This is a genomic window from Polynucleobacter sp. MWH-Berg-3C6 (genome assembly GCF_018881855.1).
Classification (GTDB): domain Bacteria; phylum Pseudomonadota; class Gammaproteobacteria; order Burkholderiales; family Burkholderiaceae; genus Polynucleobacter.
Map to the genome: position 1 here is coordinate 607,272 of NZ_JACVPN010000001.1, position 19,011 is coordinate 626,282.

A 19,011-nucleotide genomic window follows, 5' to 3' on the forward strand; every position below is an offset into this window, starting at 1 on the left:
GCTTAATGGATCTAAGGCTTGGCTGCTTTTTCTGCTGCTTCTAAAGTATTCATGAGCAGCATGGTGATGGTCATGGGGCCAACACCGCCTGGCACGGGAGTAATCCAGCCAGCGATATATTTAGCGGCATCAAAATCGACATCCCCGCAGAGCTTGCCATCGGGCATGCGGTTGATGCCTACGTCAATCACAACGGCACCATTTTTCACCATATCGCCTGAAATCATCTTGGGCTTGCCAGTGGCAACTACCAAGATATCGGCATCTTTGGTGTGATGAGCTAGATCGCGGGTTTTACTATTGCAGATAGTGACAGTAGCTCCCGCTTGTAGGAGGAGCATCGCCATCGGTTTGCCGACAATATTAGAGGCGCCAACGATAACAGCTCGAGCACCCCGAATAGGGTAATCAATACTTTCTAAAATCTTCATGCAGCCATAAGGGGTGCAGGGCTTGAATTCTGGTTGGCCAACCATCAAGGCTCCAGCATTCGCTACGTGAAAGCCATCCACATCTTTTTCAGGGGCAATCGCTTCAAGCACTCGCTCTGCAGCGATATGCTCTGGTAGCGGTAATTGCACCAAGATCCCATGAATCGATGGATCGGCATTCAGGGTGGCAATCCGAGCAAGCAATTCTTCTTCACCCAACTCTGCAGAGTAGCGCTCTAAAACAGAATGAAAGCCAACGTCCTCACATGCTTTTACTTTATTGCGTACATAGACCTGGCTGGCAGGATTTTCGCCAACGACGATGACTGCTAGTCCAGGACGAACCCCTTTAGCGGTAACAATTGCACCACGAGCAGCTATTTCAGTGCGTATTTTTTTAGAAAGAGCGTTACCGTCTAGTAATTGTGCTGGCATTGCGAATGTATTAATTGGGGTTAATTAGGCTGGGGATCAGATAAAGCCAGGCGGAGCAGGTCTGCAACGGTATTGACGTTGAGCTTTTCCATAATATTGGCGCGGTGGGCTTCGACAGTCTTAATGGAGATACCAAGATCATCTGCAATCTGTTTATTCAAGCGACCAGCAACGATGCGCTCTAATACTTGACGCTCACGACCAGTGAGCTTGCTCAGCAAACTATGGGTAATTTTGCGTTGGCTTGCTTGTGAATAATCTACTCTTGCTTTAGCAAGCATGCGATCTACTAGACCGCAGAGATCGTTTTCTTTAAATGGTTTTTCAATGAAATCGACTGCACCGCGTTTCATGGTAGAGACTGCCATCGAGACATCGCCGTGGCCGGTAATGAAAGCAACTGGCATTGGGAGGTTTTCACTAATCAAACGTTCCTGCAGTTCGAGTCCCGACATGCCAGGCATGCGAACATCCAGAATGGCGCAAGAGATGGTTGATTTATCTGTGCTCTGTAGAGATTGCAAGAAGCGCTCGGCGCTTGCATGACAACGCACTACATAACCATTGCTCTCTAAAAGCCAAGTGAGGGAATCACGCACGGCCTCATCATCATCGACGACGTAAACAACTTCGGCTTGGTTTGGTTTGGCAGCAGCTAAGTTCATATTGGGTCTCGCAAGGTAAATCTAAAAATAGGATATCTATTCATTTTCCTTTGAATCTGGAGATTCTAGGGGTAGAAGTATTGTAAAGGTGCAGCCGGCCAGCTTGGTCCGTTCTGAGTCCATAGTATTGGATGCCCAAAGGCGCCCGTGGTGGGATTCGATAATGGAGCGGCAAATATTGAGGCCCATGCCCATTCCATCGGTTTTGGTGCTAAAAAAAGGCTCAAACATGCGTTCCATGACCGATTCGGCGATACCACCCCCGGTATCGGTGACCTGAATTCGCATCATGGCTGGGAAGGTGCTGGTGTCCAAGTCAGCGCTAATATTGACCGGTGCGGCAGACCAACGGGAGGAGAGGGGGTAGGCCTCCCGCACGCTATCTAAGCCATTTTTCAAGAGATTGACTACGACTTGCAAGATTAGGACTGGGTCTACATTGATTTCAGGCAAATTATCAGCAATATTGGAGGTAATGCTCAAACGTTGGCGATTCGCCTCAATTTCTACAAGACCAACCGCATCATTAATGATCTCGGAGATATTGGAATATTTGCGTTGAGGCTCGCTGCGTTTAACAAATCCACGAATACGCTGAATGATCGTGCCTGCACGATGTGCTTGGTCAGATGCTTTTTCTAGCGCTGGCAAGATATCTTTACTCATAGATGGATCAAGATTGCCTTCTAAGCGTTTAGCGACACCCATGCAGTAATTGGAGATCGCAGATAAAGGCTGATTCAATTCATGCGCGAGAGAGGACGCCATTTCACCCATGGTGGTGAGGCGACTTGTAAATTGCATACGCTCTTCTTGCTGGCGTGCTAAGTCGTCCGCCTCCTTACGCATCGTGATATCAGTAGCAATTAAGAGTTGCGCCAAATGACCATCTACCCAGGGAATAAAGCGACGGCGCACCTCAAACCATTTATTGCTACCGTCATCTAATTGAACTTCTTCTGACTCTGATTCTTGATACAGGAAGGGGGTGGGAATACCCGGAGGCGAATCTTGTAAATCTTCAGCAACATCATGCAAGGTTTCTAGATTATTGTTGGTGCCCGCTAATTTGAAATGTCCTGTGGGATCATCCCCAAAATTTTCTTTATAGAAGCGATTGGCAAATAAAAGTTTGTCATTTTCCAGATCCACAACTGATACTGCGGCATCCAAACCTTCTAGAACGGTAACGAAGCGCTCTTGAGAGGCGGCAAGCTCCTCACGAATCTTCTTTGGCTCAGAAATATCAATCAAGGAAGTCACCCAACCAGTTTGCTTACCTTTTTCATTAATGAGCGGAGAGATAAAAGTGCGAGTTTGTATTAACGCTCCATCACTGCGCAAAATCACACCCTCAATACCTGTTTTTGCTATCACCTCAGAATTTAGGGCGCGATTCATCTTCTCAAACAGCTCATCACGCTTTGAGTCCGGCCAAAAAGGGAATGGTGGGGTGAGACCAATCAGCTCTTTTGCTGACCAGCCTGTCATCTCGCAAAATGCTCGGTTCACATAAGTGATGCGCTTTTGCATATCATGTGCGCGAATTCCAACCGGGGTTGAATTTTCCATGGCATTACGAAAGCTTGTTTCAGTTCGCAGACTAGCTTCCGCCTCTTGACGGACTTGCATCTGCTTTAAGACGGACCATAGACTCCAAATTACGAAAGCGCATAACCCAAGTACTACGCCAATCAACATTCTGAATGTGAGATTGGTGGGTGGTGGATAGGTATCAATTCGTAAAGTAAGGTTAGGGCTCAGGACGCCAATGTCCAAACTGGTTTGGTTGCTAAATGCTCTCTTCGGGGTATCACGATCAGATGAGATTGAAAGCACTCTATCGTTATCGGTGAGTAGGGTAAATCGGTAATGAGCCTTGAGCTCTCCCGGCACAACATCTAAAACTCCTTGAGCGGTATAGAGGGCAGCTAAAAAACCAATCGTTTCTCCACCAGCTATGTTGGGAACCACTTGCCAAAATACGGTTTTTCTCTCTCTTGCTAGAGGTTCATTGCTCGGAAGATTTAAGTTAATGAATTGGCTGAATGATGCCCTGCTGGTGCTTCTACTTAATTCGATTGCAGAAGCAAGACCTTCATTGGTTAAATCATCATTCTGAGTTCTGGCGATCCAATCGGTTTTAGTGTTGCTTGGTGGTGCTGTCCATAGCCTCTGATTTTTTGCATTGATCCATACAATTTTGACGATCTCATGGTTATTGAATACCAAACCATCGGCTTGCTCATAGGCTAGTTTTTTTAATCTTTCCTGATCTTCGTTGGCAGCAAGTTCACGATTAATGCTGATTAAGGCATCTAGATTATTGGCAAAGCGCAATTGAATGCGCTGCTTAGCAAAGGAAAGCTCTCTAAATAGTGCAGACTCTTGTTGATTCTTTTCTTGTAATTGGAGCGTCCCCAAAATGACGCCCATGACAGCCGTAAAAATGACAATCGCAATTAAAGGGGTGTATACGAGCTTAAAGCCCCGTATTTTTCGGAGCCATTTGAATGGACTGAGGAGTAAGCTCAATAAAGCCGTAAATTTCATGAATGAGGCCTATTTTGCCTGATTGCCCGCCTGAAAATGGCTTTTCTTGAGCAAATTCAAGATCTTATTTGCAGCGCAATAAATTACCACATTATGAGAAATATTATCATTATGTGGAAAATTGCTTGTTTACACCCATATACCTTCCTAAAATATTGCCTATAAAGTGAATAACTCATTGCGAAGTACTTAATGGAGACAAGTTATGGCCGCAGTTCCAGAGCAGGTATTAGGTAAACAGAATGCCCAGGACGTAGATCCCGGCGAGACCCAGGAATGGTTACAGGCGCTTGATGGCGTAATTCATAACGAAGGTCCAGAGCGTGCCGCCTATTTAATAGATCAACAAATTGCACATGCACGCGTGAATGGTGTTGTTCAACCTTTCCATGCAGAAACACCTTATATCAATACGATTCCGGTTGAAGGCCAAGCGCGTTTACCTGGCGATCAGAATGTTGAGCATCGTATTCGTTCATACACTCGCTGGAACGCGATGGCGATGGTTCTGCGCGCAAACAAAGATACCAACGTTGGTGGACATATTTCTTCTTTCCAGTCTGCAGCCACTCTCTACGATGTAGGCTACAACCATTTTTGGCATGCACCTTCACCTGAGCATGGTGGCGATCTCATTTTTGTACAAGGGCACTCAGCTCCAGGTGTGTATGCGCGTGCCTATATGTTGGGCCGCCTCTCAGACGAGCAGCTGAATAATTTCCGTCAAGAGGTTGGTGGTAAAGGTATATCTAGTTACCCACATCCATGGTTGATGCCAGATTTCTGGCAGTTCCCAACTGTGTCGATGGGCTTAGGCCCGATCATGGCGATTTATCAAGCGCGCTTCATGCGCTACATGCAAGACCGCGGCTTTATTAAGAATGAGGGGCGTAAAGTCTGGGCATTCTTAGGCGATGGTGAAACCGACGAGCCAGAATCTTTGGGCGCCATTGGTATGGCCGGTCGTGAGAAGTTGGACAACCTCATTTTTGTTGTGAACTGTAACTTGCAGCGCCTGGATGGACCGGTGCGCGGTAACGGCAGCATCATTCAAGAGCTCGAAAGCGAATTCCGTGGAGCGGGCTGGAACGTGATTAAAGTAGTTTGGGGCGGCCAGTGGGATGCGCTATTTGCTCGCGACAAAAAAGGTATTTTGATGCAACGTCTTGGCGAGATTGTCGATGGTCAGTACCAGACAATGAAGTCTAAGAATGGCGGTTATGTTCGTGAGACAGTATTTAACACCCCAGAGTTGAAGGCTTTAGTAAGCGACTGGAGTGATGACGAGATTTGGCAATTGAATCGCGGTGGTCATGATCCTCATAAAGTCTATGCAGCATTTCATGCGGCAGTAAATCACAAGAATCAACCAACAGTAATCTTGGCTCACACCATTAAAGGTTACGGTATGGGCGGTTCAGGTGAAGCGATGAATATTGCTCACCAAGCTAAGAAGATGAACGATGACGACGTGCGTCGTTTCCGTGATCGTTTTGAGATTCCCGTAAAAGACGAGGATCTAGACGACATGCCTTTGGTGAAGTTTGCTGAGGGTAGTCCTGAGTTGGAGTATATGAAGGCGCGCCGCCAAGAGTTGGGTGGTTATTTGCCACAGCGTCGCACTAAAGCAGAAAGTTTGCCAGTTCCTGCATTGGATGTATTTGCACCATTGCTTGAGGCAACCGCAGAAGGTCGTGAGATTTCGACAACCATGGCGTTTGTGCGCATGCTCAATACGGTTGTGCGTGACAAAGTTTTGGGTAAGCGTGTAGTTCCAATTGTTCCTGACGAATCCCGTACCTTTGGTATGGAAGGTATGTTCCGTCAGCTGGGCATCTGGAATCAGCTGGGTCAGCTCTATACCCCAGAAGATCATGACCAATTGATGTTCTATAAAGAGGACAAGACCGGCCAGATTTTGCAAGAGGGTATTAATGAAGCGGGTGGTATGTGTGACTGGATTGCAGCCGCAACTTCATACTCCACTCATGGTGTACCGATGTTGCCTTTCTATATCTTCTACTCGATGTTTGGTTTCCAACGTATCGGTGACTTAGCATGGGCAGCAGGGGATATGCGTAGCCGCGGCTTCTTGCTCGGCGGCACTGCAGGCAGAACCACGTTGAACGGTGAGGGCTTGCAACACGAAGATGGTCATAGTCATCTGTGGAGTGGAGCAATTCCGAACTGCATCAGTTATGACCCTACCTTCTCATTTGAATTAGCAGTCGTAATTCAGGATGGCATGCGTCGTATGTTGGAAGCTCAGGAAGACGTGTATTACTACGTTACTTTGATGAATGAAAACTACGCTCATCCAGCAATGCCGAAGGGCGCTGAAAAAGACATCATCAAAGGCATGTATAAGCTTAAGTCTGTTGGTGATAGCAGTGCTAAGTTGCGCGTGCAGTTACTCGGTTCTGGAACTATCTTCCGTGAAGTGATTGAAGCAGCAGACATGCTCAAAAAAGATTGGGGCGTTGCCTCCGACTTGTGGGGTTGCCCAAGCTTTACTGAGCTAGGTCGCGATTGGAATGCAGTGCACCGCGCCAACCTACTGAACCCAACAGCAGCGCCATCACTTTCTCATGTAGAGAAGTGCTTGAAAGATACTTCGGGCCCAATCGTTGCAGCAACTGACTATGTCCGTTTATTCGCAGAGCAGATTCGTCCAGCGATCCAGCATATGGGTCGTCGTTACGAGGTGTTGGGTACAGATGGCTTCGGTCGCTCCGATACCCGAGAAAATCTCCGCAATTTCTTTGAGGTTGATCGTCGTTGGGTGGTATTGACTGCCTTGAGGTCTTTGGTAGATGCAGGCCAGATGGATCGTCAAAAGCTTGCTGAAGCCATTCAGAAATATGGCATCGATACTTCTAAACCAAACCCGATGACGGTTTAAACGAGATTAATTCATGAGTCAAATTATTGAAATCAAAGTTCCAGACATCGGCGACTATAAAGATGTGCCAGTCATTGAGGTATTGGTTAAACCAGGTGACAAGGTTGAGAAAGAGCAATCGATTGTTGTGCTTGAATCTGACAAAGCAACCATGGACGTTCCTTCATCACACTCTGGTGTTGTGAAGGAAGTGAAAGTCAAGGTTGGTGACAGCCTTTCTCAAGGTTCAGTGGTAATTACCTTGGAAGAGAGCGCTGCTGCAGCTTCTGCACCAGCTACCGCTCCTGTTCAGGCTAGTCCAGCACCCGCAACAACATCTTCAAACTCAGGCGGCGCATCAATTGAAATTAAAGTTCCGGACATTGGTGACTATAAAGATGTGCCGGTCATTGAGGTCTTAGTTAAGGCAGGCGATAAGGTTGAGAAAGAGCAATCGATTGTTGTGCTTGAATCTGACAAAGCAACCATGGACGTTCCTTCATCTCACTCTGGTGTTGTGAAGGAAGTTAAAGTTAAGGTTGGAGATAGTCTCTCTGAAGGATCTGTTGTATTGATTCTGGAAGGCGGAGCATCTGGATCTGTAGCTACTCCAGTAGCTGCATCAGCACCCGCGCCAGCAGCAAAGCCAGCTGCAGCCGAACCTCCAATTGCTCGCGCTCCAGCGCCCCCTCCAATTTCGAATGCGGCACCAGCTGTAGACCCAACCTTGAGTCATGCAAGTCCATCAGTGCGTAAATTTGCGCGTGAACTGGGCGTCACGATCAACCAGGTCAAAGGGTCCGGGCTGAAGGGACGTATTACGCAAGAAGACGTGCAGGCTTTTGTAAAAGCGGCCATGAGTGGCGGCGCTGGTAGTCCTGCAGCAGCATCTAGCGGTGGAAGTTTGGGCGGCCTTAATTTAATTCCTTGGCCAAAAGTCGATTTCACAAAGTTTGGTGACATTGAGCGTCAGCCATTGAATCGTATTAAAAAACTGACTGCAGCTAACCTTGGCCGTAACTGGGTCATGATTCCAGCGGTCACTTATCACGAGGATGCAGACATCACTGACTTGGAGGCCTTCCGCGTTCAGACCAATAAGGACAATGAGAAGAAGGGCGTCAAGATTACGATGCTCGCTTTCTTGATGAAGGCTGCAGTAGCCGCCTTGAAGAAGCATCCAGAGTTCAATAGCTCACTGGATGGCGATGACTTAATTCTGAAGAAATACTTCAATATTAGTTTTGCCGCAGATACGCCAACCGGCTTAGTAGTGCCCGTCATTAAGAATGTGGATAAGAAGGGCATCTTCGAAATCGCCCAGGAGACTTCTGAATTAGCAGCCTTAGCTCGTGATGGCAAACTTAAGCCAGACCAAATGCAGGGTGCGAGCTTCACGATCTCTTCATTAGGTGGGATTGGTGGAACTTACTTCTCACCAATCGTGAATGCTCCTGAAGTGGCAATCTTGGGAGTAAGCAAGGCTGCTATGAAACCAGTATGGGATGGTAAACAATTTGTGCCACGCCTCATCTGTCCATTATCTCTATCAGCGGATCACCGTGTGATTGATGGTGCCTTGGCTACCCGTTTCAATTTGTATATTGCCCAACTCTTAGCCGACTTCCGTCGCGCTACGCTGTAAGGGGTATCTATGGCTAAGCAAATGATCCTCGTGCCAGATATTGGCGATTACTCAGATGTACCAGTAATTGAAGTGCTGGTGAAGGTTGGTGATGTCGTTGAAAAAGAGCAGCCTTTATTGGTACTTGAGTCCGATAAAGCAACTATGGAAGTTCCTGCAGATGCTGCTGGAATTATTACCAGTATTGCCGTAAAGCTCGGTGACAAAGTGAGCAAGGGTTCTGTGATTGCTGAGATTGAGGCAAGCGCTAGTGCACCTGCGGCTCAGCCTGCAGCTCCAATCCCAGCTACTGCTACTGCACCAGCATCTCCCGCAGTAAAGGCGCCAGCTCCAGTAGCCGGTCAATACAGCGGAAAAGTAGATCACGAGTGCGAGGTATTGGTATTAGGTGCTGGCCCAGGTGGTTACAGCGCTGCCTTCCGTAGTGCTGACTTGGGTATGAATACCGTCCTCATTGAGCGTTACTCTACTTTAGGTGGCGTATGTCTGAACGTCGGGTGCATTCCCTCCAAAGCATTACTGCACACTACCTCTGTCATGGATGAAGTTAAGACAATGTCTAAGCATGGCATTACCTTTGGCGAACCCAAGATCGAGATTGATCAATTACGTGGCTACAAAGACTCAGTCATTGCGAAGTTGACTGGTGGTTTGGCTGGCATGGCTAAAGCCCGCAAGGTCAAAACAATACGTGGCCTAGGTCGATTCTTGGATGCTAATCACGTCGAAGTAGAAATGACTAGCGGTACCGGGCAAGACCTGACGGGTCAAAAAGAAGTGGTGCGTTTTCAGAAGGCAATTATTGCGGCTGGCAGTCAGCCTGTGAAATTGCCTTTCTTGCCAGAAGATCCGCGAATTGTAGATAGCACTGGAGCCTTGCTGCTGAAGAGTATTCCAAAAAGAATGCTTGTTATTGGTGGCGGCATCATTGGTTTAGAGATGGCTACGGTTTACAGCACGCTTGGTTCACGCATTGATATCGCCGAGATGATGGATGGCCTTATGGCTGGCGCTGATCGTGATCTCGAAAAGGTCTGGGAGAAGTTCAATGCCGGACGTTTTGAAAAAATCATGCTCAAGACGCGTGCCTCTAAAGCGGAAGTAAAACCTGACGGTATTCAAGTGAGCTTTGAAGGTGAGAATGCTCCTGTAGGACCACAAACTTATGACCTGGTTTTGGTTGCGGTGGGCCGTACTCCAAATGGCAAGAAGATCGATGCTGGTAAGGCAGGCGTTCAGGTTGATGAGCGTGGCTTTATTTCAGTTGATAAACAAATGCGTACCAATGTACAAAACATCTTTGCTATCGGCGATATTGTTGGCCAGCCCATGTTGGCCCATAAGGCAGTACATGAAGGTCATGTTGCTGCAGAGGCTGCATTCGGTGAAAAGTCTTACTTTGATGCGAAGCAAATTCCATCGGTTGCCTACACCGATCCAGAAGTAGCTTGGGCTGGCTTAACTGAAGAGCAGTGCAAAGCACAAGGCATCGCCTATGAAAAAGGATTATTCCCATGGGCTGCTAGCGGCCGCGCCATTGCTAATGGTCGCGATGAAGGTTTCACAAAGTTGATCTTTGATGCAACTACCCATCGGATTATTGGTGGTGGCATTGTTGGTACTCATGCTGGTGATTTAATTGGTGAAGTTTGCTTGGCAATTGAGATGGGTGCAGATGCTGTTGATATTGGCAAGACCATTCATCCGCATCCAACCTTAGGTGAGTCTGTCGGCCTTGCTGCAGAAGCAGCGCACGGCCATTGCACTGATTTACCACCGGTGAAGAAGAAGTCTTAAGCAAGTCATAAAAGAAAAAGCCCCGAGTAATCGGGGCTTTTAGCTTTTTATTGCTTCCAGATAGCAGTCTCAAGTAATGAGATGACCATTTAATTCTCGAATGCGTTCATCGACATAATAACCACCGCATTCCGTGTATCGAAGATACTTGCATCCGCAATGCTTGCATTCATAGACGTCAGACTTGTTATAGGGATGAAAGAGGATTGAGATTGGAGCATCCTTGGACCACATAGTAGTTCCTTTGGGGTGATCCTCCTCCCAGCACTCCGGGGCATCTTCAACTCTTAGTGTTCCTATGCATTCAAGTGAATTCGTTAAGAAGCCACCGGGGACGCTTTCCCAGCCAGCGCAAGATAGAGACTGGCAATCGACACACTTACTTTTGCCCGCAAAAGATTGAGCGAATCCTAGCAACGTCTCTCGATCAACTGAATTGGTCATTTAGTCATTATTTAGAAAATCTGACATAAGCCTGTCAGAGTAAGGTATATTTTTACAAAAGAATAGATCTTAGCGTATGTCTAAATAAGGCACGCAGGATTAACGGAGACTAATAAATGAAAAAACAGCTTTTACTGCTTGCTATCTCTTGTTTGGCGCTATCTTCTGGCGGTACTTTTGCACAAAGTGCCTATCCATGCGCTGTAGTTAAGTTTGTTTCACCATACCCGCCTGGAGGTACAACGGATATTTTGGCCAGAATGCTGGCGCCAGGTTTAGCCAAGCAACTAGGCACTAATGTCGTTGTTGAAAACAAAGGTGGCGCAAGCAGCAATATTGGGACTGAATATGTTGCCAACTCAGCTTCTGACGGCTGCACTCTATTGCTAGGAAACAATACTGGCATAGTGATTAATCAAAATTTATACAAGTTAAAAATAAATCCATCAAAAGATTTGGCGGCAGTTGCAGAGGTGGCTTCCGTGCCCTTGGTGCTTTATGTGAATGCATCGGTGCCTGCAAATACGGTTGGTGAGCTCGTAGAGCTTATTAAAAATAATCCTGGTAAATATAGTTATGCATCTGGTGGTAGCGGCAGTCCACAGCATCTGATGGCAGAAATGCTGAAGCTTGAAAAGCAATTGGACATGACGCACATACCTTATAGAGGGCAGGGACCAGCCATGGCGGATGTTCTTGCCGGCCAGGTGCCGATTGCATTTGAGACAACTACCACTATTTCTGCTCAGATGGCATCGGGCCGCATTCGCGCTCTAGCGACAACAGGCCTAGTACGGCCTAAAAACTTTCCAAACATTCCCACTATGAAGGAGCTTGGCTATACAAGTTTCGTTATAGAGAATTGGTACGGTATTTTTGTTGCGGCTAAGACCCCATCTGTTTTGATTACACGATTAAATAAAGCTATTAATACTGTAATGAAGGAGCCAGATGTTGCAGCAAGCCTGAATAAGATGGGTTCGAGCGATGTGGCGGGGACATCTGAGCAATTTACGCAGTTTATTAATAAAGAGATTCCTTATTGGGAGTCTTTGGTGAAACGCACGGGTGCAACAGTAGATTAAAAATTGAAGAGGGTGGCAATATGAATAATGGTTATGAAATTAATCCAAGAAAAGAGGCCTTTAAGGAGGGAATAACTGCTCTGACCGGATTGGCGACCTCAGTAGTCAGCGATGTATTAGGGCGGACTATTGGTGCAGTCAATATATTGCCAGTGAATAAGTCGCCAGTTTCTGTATGCGGCAATGCCGTCACAGTCAGCGCTCGTTCTGGTGATAACTTAATGATTCACAAGGCTCTGCAATTTCTCAAGCCAGGCGATGTTTTAGTGGTGGATGGAGGCGGCGACATTTCTCGTGCTTTGTTTGGTGAAATCATGATGACTGTTGCTAAATCAAGAGGCGCTGTTGGTGCTGTATTTGATGCGGCCATTCGAGATGTTGAAGCATTTGAGAGGCATCAATTTCCTTGCTGGGCACGCGGGATCAATATGCGTGGACCATTTAAAGATGGCCCAGGCAGCATTAATGTTCCTATTTCAATTGGCGGAATGGTTGTCAATCCTGGGGATGTCATTCTTGGCGATTGCGATGGAATTATTGCCTTACCTCCTGAGTTGGTGCTGGAGGGTGCGCGCTTGGGTAAAGAAAAAGAAGTGGTGGAGCGTAAAACTATTCAATCCATCCTGGACGGTAAGTATGACGATGCATGGATTGACGCAACATTAAAGCAAAAAGGTGTCTTATGAAGCTGAAAGGCGCGCTGGCTATCTTCTTTGGTGCAATTGCGCTGAACGCGTTTGCTGCGTATCCTGATAAATCCATTAAATTCTTGGTCCCTTGGCCTCCGGGCGGGGCCACCGATCAAGTTGCTCGGATCTTGGCAATACCTCTGACCAAGGAGCTAGGCGTTTCTATCTTTGTTGAAAACAAAGGTGGTGCTGGTGGAAATATAGGTACCCAAGCTTTTGTACAAGAGAAGCCTGATGGATATTCGATCTTAATGGCAACTAGTTCAACTAACGCGGCTGGCCCTCACTTATTTGCAAATCAAGGATTTGATGCTGCCAAAGATTTCACTCCAGTAGTTTTGGTATGCACTATTCCAAACATTATGGTCGTTCCTGAGTCATCGCCTTGGAATAGTATGAAAGATCTAATGACTGATGCTAAGCAGAATCCCGGAAAGTTTACGTATGGATCTGCGGGTATTGGCGCGTCTCAGCATTTAGCTGGAGCACAATTTAAAACCGTTACTGGTTTAGATATACGCCATGTTCCATACAAGGGAAGTGGTCCTGCTGCTTTAGATTTAATGGCAGGACATATCGATATGATGCTGGATACTGGATCGCTGAACAATATTAAGGCAGGCAAATTAAAGGCCTTAGGTGTAGCGGCAGACAAGCGCATTCCTGAGTTGCCTAATGTTCCAACAATGAAAGAGGTTGGAGTACCAATGGTAGCCAATGCTTGGTATGGCGTTATGTTGCCAGCCGGAGCCCCAAAAGACATTGCTGAAAAACTCAATATGGCCTTCAATAAGGTTCTTAAAGACCCGGAGGTACGTAAAAGTCTTCAAGGTATTGGTGCCCAGATTGACGGGGGATCTGTAGCAGAATTTACAAAATTTTCACAGTCAGAAATTAAGCGCTATGAAGGTATTGTAAAAATGTCGGGTGCTCCAAAAGAATAAGTCCCATGAAAGCACTCGCCAGCCTTTTTCTTGTTGCCAATCTGTTTTTTGCTAGCAATCTCCAGGCGCAAGAATATCCAAGTAAACCGATCAAGGTATTTGTTGGTTATGCCCCGGGAGGGGCTGTTGATTTAGTTGCTAGAACTTTGGGCCAAAGTTTGTCTGCATCAATGGGGCAGTCAGTCGTGATTGAAAATAAGCCAGGGGCCGGTACAAATATTGCGGTTAAGCAATTAATAGATAGCCCACCGGATGGCTACACCTTGATGGTTGCGGCAAATGCATTGGCGGCAAATATGTCTTTGTACAAACCGCAGCCCTATGACATCGATAAAGATATCGCTCCCATTGCAATGATTGGGCGCGTTCCAGTGGTTATTGCCACCCCCGCTGATAGTAAGTATCAAAAATTATCTGATTTGATTAAGGCTGCAAAATCTAATCCTGACTTTATTACTTATGGGACCCCGGGTAATGGCGCCACCCCTCATATGGCCATGAAGTTTTTTGAGCAGGCAGCAGGGATTTCCTTAAAACATATTCCCTATAAGGGTGGCTCACCAGCGATTACAGATCTCATTGGTGGTCAGCTGGACTTGGTTGCGGTCAATATGCTAGAAGTAGCTCCGCATGTCAAAAGTGGAAAACTAAGGATCGTTGCAGTGATGAGTGCAAAGCGCTCACCGTTGTTTCCAGATATTCCTACTGTTGCTGAATCTGGCTTCCCAGGTTTTGAAGCTTCCGTTTGGTATAGCCTGATTGCTCCTGCCAAAACTCCGCCGGCGATTGTGAAAATGCTGCACGCTCAAGTTGAGAGGGCACTGCAATCCAAAGACATGATTGAGCGTCTTGGCTCAGTTGGGGGAGAGATCAGTCCAGGCACCACTGCTCAACTAACTGCTTATTTGAATTCAGAGCGAAAACGCTATGAAAAATTAGTACGTGAAGCAAATATTCAGCCGGACTAATTTTTACTGCTATCAGCACCCCAAAGGAAAGACTAGATGATTATTGATTGTCATGGCCACTACACAACCGCCCCGAAAGCCTTGAAGGCATGGCGCGATGCTCAAGTTGCCAATTTGAATACTCCAGAGCTAGGCCCTAAAGTATCTGATTTAAAAATAAGCGATGATGAGATTCGTGAATCCATTGAAGAGAATCAACTTGCTAGGATGCGAGAGCGTGGAATTGATGTCACCATTTTCTCCCCTCAAGCAAGTTTTATGACCCATCATATTGGCGACTTCAATACATCGGCAACATGGGCTGCAATGTGTAATGAGCTTTGTTACCGAGTAACCCAGTTATTTCCAAAGCATTTTGTTGGCGCTGCAATGTTGCCTCAGTCTCCGGGCGTGGATACCAAAACTTGTTTACCGGAGATGCGAAAGTGCATCAATGAGTATGGATTTGTTGGTATCAACCTCAATCCAGACCCTTCAGGCGGCCACTGGCGCGATCCTCCATTGAGTGATTCCTATTGGCACCCAATCTACGAAGAGATGATTTCGCTAGATGTGCCGGCAATGATTCATGTCAGCACTAGCTGCAATGAATGTTTTCATACGACTGGTGCGCATTACCTCAACGCAGATACTACGGCGTTTATGCAATGCTTAACTTCTGATTTATTTGCTCAATTTCCACAATTGCGCTTTCTTATCCCTCATGGTGGAGGCGCGGTTCCGTATCATTGGGGTCGATTTAGAGGTCTTGCTAAAGATATGGATATCCCTGATATCAATCAGAAATTATTAAATAATATTTATTTTGATACTTGCGTATATCACCAACCTGGCATCAATCTTTTGACTGAAGTTATTCCCGCAAAAAATATTTTGTTTGCATCAGAAACCTTTGGTGCGGTAAAGGATATCGACCCAGATACCGGATATTATTTTGATGATACGCGTCGTTATCTCAATGCAGTGAATGGCTTAAGCGCTCAAGAAAAAGCAATGATTTTTGAAGACAATGCGCGCGTTGTTTTTTCTAGAATTAATAAAAGAATCCAAAAGTGAGCCTGGGCATGATGACATCTGAAGAATTTGATCGCTCATATAGAGGGCGCTTAGAGAAGTTGGCCACTTCCAATTTAAGTGATGCGCTAGATAAGTTAGGGGTTTCTGCTGCCGTGATTGGGATTGTTCCACAGTGGGGAAAGACGAAAGTCATTGGTAGGGCAATTACGATCCGAATGATTGCTACGGGTGCTGTACAAAGCAAGGCTCATCTGGGGGTAGATGCCATATTTTCAGCCTCTCCCGGCGATGTCATTGTGATTGATAACCGCGGCGACCTAAATAACAACTGTTGGGGTGAGATTCTCTCAATGGGGGCTCTGCAAAAAGGCATATCTGGAGTGGTTGTCGATGGAGCGGTGCGTGATGTTGATACCTGCGAGGAGTTTGGTTTTCCAGTGCATGCAAGGGGGGTTGTCCCAATCACAGCTCGTGGGCGGATCGTTCAAGAAGCATGGAATATCCCTATTAGAGTTGGCAATATACCCGTTATTCCGGGTGATGTAATCGTTGCTGATATCAATGGATTGGTAGCCATTCCTGCCGCCAAGCTAGAAGCGGTATTAGCTGCTGCCGAGGATATTGCAGCAAAAGAATTGGCTATGGTTGAGGCTCTCAGGCTTGGACAATCGATTATCGATGTAGACAAGCAATTTAACTACGAACAGATGTTAAAACCCAAAATATAAAAATCAATAAGGTCTATTTATGAAGCTTAAAGAATTTTCTTGCGGCACCTCATTCAAATTATTCTTGAGTTTGTTTTTTCTTGGTCTGGGTAATCAAATTGCTTATGCACAGTACCCTTGCCCTGTGATTAAAATTATTTCCCCATACCCGCCAGGGGGAGCAAGTGATATTTTGGCCAGAATGTTAGTGCCCGGCTTAACTAAACAGTTAAACGTCAATGTAATAGTCGAAAATAAAACTGGAGCAAGCGGGAACATTGGTACTGAGTTTGTGAGCAATGCTGCTAGTGATGGCTGCACTTTGCTGCTGGGCAATAGCACTACAGTCGTAATTAATCGTAATTTATACAAGTTAAGAAGTGATCCTGTTTTTAGTCTGAGGCCTGTTGCTGAAGTCGCTGCAGTACCAATGGTGTTGTATGTGAATTCTTCTGTCCCAGCAAATTCAGTAGCAGAGTTGCTTGCTCTCATCAAGAAAGAGCCGGGCAAGTATAGTTTTGCATCCCCAGGAAGTGGAAGTACACATCATCTTTTGGGTGAGTTGCTTAAATTAGAGCAAAAGCTAGATATAACTCACATTCCGTATCGGGGGTCTGGACCAGCTATTGCCGATGTCTTGGCAGGGCAGGTACCAATGGCATTTGAGTCAACGAGTGCAATTGCACCCCACCTAAGTGGTGGGAGGGTAAGGGCCTTAGCTACTACTGGACCAGTGCGGGCCAAAAATTTACCGGATGTTCCGACTATGAAGGAGCTAGGTTATCCCAAATTTGTAGTTGAAAATTGGTACGGAGTTTTTGTTCCCGCAAAAACCCCAACTACTCTAGTCAATCTTTTGAATAAAGAAATTAACAAAGTTTTGAGCTCAGGTGATGCTGCGGAAAGTTTATCTAAGATGGGCTCTCTAAATAGCGAGCAGACACCAGAGCAATTCTCTGCTTTTATTAAAAAGGAGATCCCCTATTGGGAGTTATTGGTTAAGCAATCAGGCGCTACTGCAGATTAACCGGCGGTACTAATAAAGAAAAAGCCCCGAGTAATCGGGGCTTTTGTATTAGAGCAGCAGCTTATTTCTTCTTCGCTGCTTTGCTAGCAGTCTCCGCAGCCTTCATAACAGTGTCAGTAGCACTATTGAGATTAGTCTGTGCAACATTAACCGCATGCTTCACAGCTTTTTGGCTAGTTTCATATACATTGTTAGCAGAGGCTATGGCTTGCTTCATTGCTTGCACGGCAGCATCAGAACCAGCGGGGGCATTCTTGGTCCACTCTTCAACTAGAGCATTGATCTTTTGTTGACCTGCTTGGAATTCTTTTTCAGCAGATTGAGTGAAGTTGTTTTGGGTTTCATGAGCTAGATCATATAAATGACGACTGTACACCATAATCTTTTCAGCCATCGGCTGAACTGCTTCGGCTTGATGGGCGAGAAGCTGTTGAATATCTTTTACTTCCAAAGCTTTCTTAGCGCTAGTCATGCTATCACTCAAGCTTTGTTTTGCAATATGCATATTGAGTTCAACTAATTTTTCAATACTTTGAAGAGCTTGATTTGTCAGGCTGCTCAAAGTTTCTAAATTAGCTTTTTGTGCTGCAGCCAATTGTTCTGGTGTTAGGTTCATTTCAATCCCTTTCGCGTGGCTTCACGCTTTGTTTGATCTCTTCGCTGATGTCTTACTCTAATCGCTCTTGGGATATTTTACTGTACAAATATTGCATCGCAGCATCAAGAATTATTTCTAATGAGCGCTACCTGCTAATTAGGGGTGGATCTATCAAATAAGCCTAAAATCAATGATTCAACCCAAAAGTGACTCATGAAGCTCAGCCTAGATAACGCAATTGCACCAATATTTGTGCTGATTTGGAGCACGGGCTTTGTCATTGCAAGACTGGCAATGCCCTATGTTGAGCCAGCGACATTCTTATTTTGGCGTTTTATGGGCGTTTTAGCGGCTATGGCAGCCTTAAGTTTGATGTGGCGGATCACCTGGCCAAGCTGGTCGCAAATGAAGCATATTGCAATAGCTGGGGTGCTGCTCCAGTTTGGATATTTATTGGGAGTTTGGTTTGCGGTCCGCTTGGGAATGACGGCGAGCCTAGTAGCCATCATTGTTGGTTTGCAGCCGATATTAACCGCTTGGTTTGCAGCATGGATATCAGAACAAGTTTCTCCGCGTCAGTGGATTGGCTTAGGGTTTGGATTTGCTGGGGTTGCGTTAGTGGTCATGGCAAAGATTAGCTTTGCTCATATTCCTTTTGCCAGCTATGCGTTGGCTTTTATCGCTTTATTGTCAATTACCTTTGGAACGCTTTACCAGAAAAAATATTGCCCGGTCTTTGATTTAAGGGCAGGCTCTTCGATTCAGTTTGGTGTATCTGCTGTCCTGTGTTTCTTTTGTATGTATTTCTTTGAGACGGGCGTTATGGTCTGGAATGCATCGGTAATTGGTGCCTTGTTATGGGCAATATTCCCATTGTCGATTGGCTCCATTAGCTTGTTGTTTATGATGATCCGTAAGGGCGCTGCGACCAAGGTAACGAGCTTTCTTTACCTCACGCCTCCAACCACTGCGCTGATGGCTTGGTTCTTGTTTGATGAGCCATTTACGCTCATGATGGCGCTTGGGCTTGCTTTGACGATGACGGGCGTAGTTCTCGTAAACGCCCGCCAAGCCAATACGGTAGCGACCATTGCTGAATAGAGCCTTCCTAATCGTCCAATATGG

General features: G+C 46.1%; 15 protein-coding genes. 11 read left to right on the plus strand and 4 right to left on the minus strand.

The annotated features are described in order from the left end of the window. Nucleotides 1–11: 11 nt before the first annotated feature. Genes folD through ICN13_RS03145 form a run of 3 tightly spaced genes read right to left on the minus strand, consistent with a single transcriptional unit; the run spans nucleotide 12 to nucleotide 4,084 of the window. Nucleotides 12–866: a bifunctional methylenetetrahydrofolate dehydrogenase/methenyltetrahydrofolate cyclohydrolase FolD gene (gene folD / locus ICN13_RS03135; protein ID WP_216138920.1), complete on the minus strand. Its 855-nt coding sequence runs from the start codon at nucleotides 864–866 to the stop codon at nucleotides 12–14. Between the two features lie 20 nt (nucleotides 867–886). Next, nucleotides 887–1,531, minus strand: coding sequence for a response regulator transcription factor (locus tag ICN13_RS03140; protein ID WP_087909804.1), 645 nt, complete (start codon nucleotides 1,529–1,531; stop codon nucleotides 887–889). 36 nt (nucleotides 1,532–1,567) lie between these two features. Then, nucleotides 1,568–4,084 carry a PAS domain-containing sensor histidine kinase gene (locus tag ICN13_RS03145; protein WP_216138921.1) on the minus strand — a complete coding sequence of 839 codons (2,517 nt, stop codon included), beginning with the start codon at nucleotides 4,082–4,084 and terminating at the stop codon, nucleotides 1,568–1,570. Between the two features lie 205 nt (nucleotides 4,085–4,289). Here ICN13_RS03145 and aceE point away from each other — a divergent pair, with 205 nt between their 5' ends. The 10 genes from aceE to ICN13_RS03195 all read left to right on the plus strand — a co-directional run bounded on the left by aceE (nucleotide 4,290) and on the right by ICN13_RS03195 (nucleotide 17,288). Further along, entirely contained in the window at nucleotides 4,290–6,986 is a 2,697-nt protein-coding gene (aceE, locus tag ICN13_RS03150; protein WP_216138922.1) for a pyruvate dehydrogenase (acetyl-transferring), homodimeric type, read from the plus strand. Between the two features lie 13 nt (nucleotides 6,987–6,999). Then, nucleotides 7,000–8,610 (plus strand): dihydrolipoyllysine-residue acetyltransferase, encoded by a 1,611-nt coding sequence (gene aceF, locus ICN13_RS03155; protein ID WP_216138923.1) that lies wholly within the window; start codon nucleotides 7,000–7,002, stop codon nucleotides 8,608–8,610. A 9-nt stretch (nucleotides 8,611–8,619) separates the two neighbouring features. Then, nucleotides 8,620–10,407, plus strand: coding sequence for a dihydrolipoyl dehydrogenase (gene lpdA / locus ICN13_RS03160; protein ID WP_216138924.1), 1,788 nt, complete (start codon nucleotides 8,620–8,622; stop codon nucleotides 10,405–10,407). 560 nt (nucleotides 10,408–10,967) lie between these two features. Continuing rightward, nucleotides 10,968–11,936, plus strand: a complete 969-nt coding sequence (locus ICN13_RS03165; RefSeq protein ID WP_216138925.1) for a tripartite tricarboxylate transporter substrate binding protein — start codon at nucleotides 10,968–10,970, stop codon at nucleotides 11,934–11,936. 20 nt (nucleotides 11,937–11,956) lie between these two features. Continuing rightward, nucleotides 11,957–12,622 (plus strand): RraA family protein, encoded by a 666-nt coding sequence (locus ICN13_RS03170; protein ID WP_216138926.1) that lies wholly within the window; start codon nucleotides 11,957–11,959, stop codon nucleotides 12,620–12,622. Then, a complete protein-coding gene (locus ICN13_RS03175; protein WP_216138927.1) occupies nucleotides 12,619–13,569 on the plus strand; it encodes a tripartite tricarboxylate transporter substrate binding protein in 951 nt (316 codons plus the stop codon). The genes ICN13_RS03170 and ICN13_RS03175 overlap by 4 nt, the downstream gene beginning before the upstream one ends. 5 nt (nucleotides 13,570–13,574) lie before the next feature. Further along, nucleotides 13,575–14,537, plus strand: a complete 963-nt coding sequence (locus tag ICN13_RS03180; RefSeq protein ID WP_216138928.1) for a tripartite tricarboxylate transporter substrate binding protein — start codon at nucleotides 13,575–13,577, stop codon at nucleotides 14,535–14,537. A gap of 36 nt (nucleotides 14,538–14,573) precedes the next feature. After that, nucleotides 14,574–15,593 carry an amidohydrolase family protein gene (locus ICN13_RS03185; RefSeq protein WP_216138929.1) on the plus strand — a complete coding sequence of 340 codons (1,020 nt, stop codon included), beginning with the start codon at nucleotides 14,574–14,576 and terminating at the stop codon, nucleotides 15,591–15,593. An 8-nt stretch (nucleotides 15,594–15,601) separates the two neighbouring features. Continuing rightward, a complete protein-coding gene (locus ICN13_RS03190; RefSeq protein WP_216138930.1) occupies nucleotides 15,602–16,282 on the plus strand; it encodes an RraA family protein in 681 nt (226 codons plus the stop codon). A gap of 19 nt (nucleotides 16,283–16,301) precedes the next feature. After that, nucleotides 16,302–17,288: a tripartite tricarboxylate transporter substrate binding protein gene (locus ICN13_RS03195; protein ID WP_216138931.1), complete on the plus strand. Its 987-nt coding sequence runs from the start codon at nucleotides 16,302–16,304 to the stop codon at nucleotides 17,286–17,288. A 61-nt stretch (nucleotides 17,289–17,349) separates the two neighbouring features. Here ICN13_RS03195 and ICN13_RS03200 read toward each other — a convergent pair whose 3' ends face one another. Next, nucleotides 17,350–17,904 carry a phasin family protein gene (locus tag ICN13_RS03200; protein ID WP_216138932.1) on the minus strand — a complete coding sequence of 185 codons (555 nt, stop codon included), beginning with the start codon at nucleotides 17,902–17,904 and terminating at the stop codon, nucleotides 17,350–17,352. Between the two features lie 195 nt (nucleotides 17,905–18,099). Between ICN13_RS03200 and ICN13_RS03205 the strand changes: the two genes are divergently transcribed. Further along, on the plus strand, nucleotides 18,100–18,987 hold the full coding sequence (locus tag ICN13_RS03205) for a DMT family transporter (RefSeq protein WP_216138933.1): 888 nt from the start codon (nucleotides 18,100–18,102) through the stop codon (nucleotides 18,985–18,987). Nucleotides 18,988–19,011: the final 24 nt, after the last annotated feature.